The sequence below is a fragment of the Aeromonas aquatica genome, assembly GCF_000764655.1.
Classification (GTDB): domain Bacteria; phylum Pseudomonadota; class Gammaproteobacteria; order Enterobacterales; family Aeromonadaceae; genus Aeromonas; species Aeromonas aquatica.
Genome location: NZ_JRGL01000110.1, coordinates 1 through 1027 on the forward strand (window position 1 = coordinate 1; position 1027 = coordinate 1027).

Genomic DNA, 1027 nt, shown 5'->3' on the forward strand with positions numbered 1-1027 from the left:
CTGGAGCTCGCCAGCCCCGAGCCGGACGTCGACTTTGGCGCCGTGCTGGATCAGCCCTGCGAACTGCTGGTGTGGTACAACGGCGAGCTGCAGCGGCGGGTGTGCGGTGTGGTGAGCGACTTTGCTCAAGGGGACAGCGGCTTTCGCCGCACCCGTTATCAGCTGCTGGTACAGCCGGCCCTGTGGCGGCTCTCCCTTCGCCAGAACTCCCGCATCTTCCAGGCCCAGAAGCCCGACGAGATCCTCTCCATCCTGCTGCAAGAGCACGGCATCACCGACTACGCCTTCGCGCTCAAGAACGAGCATGCCCAGCGCGAATACTGCGTCCAGTACCGTGAGACGGACCTTGAATTCCTAAACCGCCTCGCCGCCGAAGAGGGGCTCTTCTACTTCCACGAGTTCGAAGCTGGCAAGCATCGTATTGTCTTTGCCGACGACGCGGCGGCATTAACCGCCGGCCCCGAGCTGTTCTTCAACCTCGGCAACCGCTCCCTCGAACAAGGCCCCTATGTGCGCCAGTTCCATTACCGCGAGGCGGTGCGCCCCAGCGATGTGGAGCTCAAAGACTACAGCTTCAAGACCCCGGCTTATGGGCTCTCTCATAAAAAGCTCGGCACCGAGCTTGCCCATCAGCGGGGCAGCTACCAGTACTTCGACTACCCGGGTCGCTACAAGCAGGATGGCAGCGGCAAGGCGTTTGCCCAACACAGACTCGATGCGCTGCGAAGCGATGCGGTGACTGGCTTGGCTAAGTCCAACTGCGCGGCCCTGCTGCCGGGTCAGACGTTCTCGCTGACCGAACACCCGAACGGCAGCTTGAACACCGACTGGCAGGTGGTGCGCATCAGCCACACCGGCTCGCAGCCCCAGGCGCTGGAGGAGGAAGGGGGCAGCGGTCCCACCGTCTACCACAATGAATTCGGGGTGGTCAAAGCGAGCACCACTTGGCGCGCCCGCATCGGCAGCCCACAGGCGCCCCACAAGCCGATGGTGGACGGCCCGCAAATCGCCACCGTGGTGGGGCCGG

The 1027-nt window shown here is 64.0% G+C and carries 1 protein-coding gene; it reads left to right on the forward strand.

Annotation, left to right across the window (positions count from 1 at the left end):
* On the forward strand, window positions 1-1027 hold a 1027-nt coding region (tssI, locus tag LG30_RS0113955), incomplete at both ends, for a type VI secretion system tip protein TssI/VgrG (RefSeq protein ID WP_033131307.1).